This is a genomic window from Bacillus carboniphilus (genome assembly GCF_039522365.1).
In the GTDB taxonomy this organism is placed as follows: domain Bacteria; phylum Bacillota; class Bacilli; order Bacillales; family JC228; genus Bacillus_BF; species Bacillus_BF carboniphilus.
In genome coordinates this window covers 1-1,830 of record NZ_BAAADJ010000039.1, presented here as the reverse complement: position 1 = coordinate 1,830, position 1,830 = coordinate 1, and the positions used below count along the sequence as shown (strand labels likewise).

The following is a 1,830-nucleotide window of genomic DNA, read 5'->3' as shown; positions in this document are numbered from 1 at the left end:
AAGAGGCTGGGACAAAACCCACTCTTTGAAATGAAAAAGCCGGTGAAATTTTACGACAAGTAAAATTTCACCGGCTTTGATTATTTATGAGATAAAAATAAGGACCACTTTTGATAAAATAAAGTTACCACACAAAATTTCATCTGAAAGTAGGGTCCTTATGTTTAAAGATTATATCATGAATCAAGTAGTTTTACCTTTAGATTTAGAAATCAAACTTCAGAAAAATGACATTGCCTATTCTGTCCATGACATAGTAGAACAGATACCAGAAGAAGCTTTTGACCAATTCAAAATGCAAACCGGCTGTCCTGCCTATCATCCTCGCATGATGATGAAAATTATATTATGTGCCTACACCCAGTCTGTTTTCTCAGGACGGAAAATTGAAGCACTTCTTTTAGATAGTGTACGAATGATGTGGCTTGCGCAGGGGCAAGAACCGAGCTATCGAACCATTAACCGGTTTCGTGTCCATCCAGACGTTAAAGCACTTCTTCGTGATTGTTTTGTTCAGTTTCGTTGTCATCTTGTTCAGGAAGGACACATTGATCAAGACGCTATTTTCATCGATGGAACCAAGATAGAAGCTAATGCGAATAAGTTTACTTTTGTCTGGCGTAAGTCAGTGGAAAAGTACAGCGCTGTCCTAATGGAAAAGTCAAAACAGATGTATGACGAATTGGTAGAGAAACAAATCATCCCTGAAATCGAAAGAGAAACTCCAGAAGCACTTTCAACAGGAGAACTTTCGGAAGTAGTAGACAAATTGGAAGATAAAGTAGAAGAAATCAACCAAAAAATAGAGACAAGTGAAGACGTAGGTGAACGAAAAACACTTCGTTCCGAGCGTAAAGAACCGAAACAATATCTTAAACAGTTTCGAGATTTTGTGGTGCGCAAACAAAAGTATGAACTGGATATGAAAATCTTCCGCGAGCGAAACAGTTATTCGAAGACAGACAGTGATGCCACGTTTATGCGAATGAAAGATGACTATATGAAAAATGGGCAGTTGAAAGCTGGTTATAATGTACAGATCGCAACGGAAGGGCAATTTACACTGGCTTATGAAATCTTCTCAAATCCAACAGATACACGGACGTTCATTCCCTTTCTAAATCAAATCGAACAACATTTCTTTACACTTCCAACCTACATTGTTGCAGACGCTGGTTATGGAAGTGAAGAAAATTATCAAGATGTGCTAGAAAACCGTAAACGAGTACCACTGATGACGTACAATTTGTATCGAAAAGAGAAAAAGAGAAGTTATAAAAAAAATACGTTCAATATTACCAATTGGGATTATGATAATGAAAACGACACTTACACTTGTCCAAATGGCAAACACTTGACATACCGGTATACATCTCAGAAGACAGATCGTTACGGCTTCACACGTGAGTATAAAGTGTACGAGTGTGAGGACTGTTCGGGTTGCCCTTTCCGCTCCCAATGTACGAAAGCAAAAGAGGGCAATAATCGAAAAATCCTACATAACGATAAATGGGAACAACAAAAGAATAAGACAAAAGAGATGCTTTCGGAAAAGAAAACAGGCGAAATCTACGGTAAACGTAAGACGGACGTAGAGCCAGTTTTTGGATTTCTGAAGGCTAATTTGGGTTTCACTCGGATGTCCGTAAGGGGCAAAGAGAGGGTGAAAAATGAATTAGGATTTGCGCTCATGGCGGTGAACATAAGAAAGTTCGCCGCCATGAGCGCAAAATAACAAATAAATATACAAATACAAAAAGATTGTGGTCATTAAAAACGTTGACCACAATCTTTTTTCTTAACTTCAGCTAGATTTGTCCCAGCCTCTTT

1 protein-coding gene is annotated in these 1,830 nt (G+C 38.3%); it reads left to right on the top strand.

Going from position 1 to position 1,830, the window contains the following annotated elements:
• The first annotated feature begins 160 nt into the window (after positions 1–160).
• Positions 161–1,735, top strand: coding sequence for an IS1182 family transposase (locus ABDZ91_RS14225; RefSeq protein ID WP_343800048.1), 1,575 nt, complete (start codon positions 161–163; stop codon positions 1,733–1,735).
• Positions 1,736–1,830: the final 95 nt, after the last annotated feature.

What these genes read in the sequence shown, in the direction of transcription:
- ABDZ91_RS14225 (WP_343800048.1), top strand. Translation starts at nt 161, where the DNA reads ATGTTTAAAGATTATATCATGAATCAAGTAGTTTTACCTTTAGATTTA.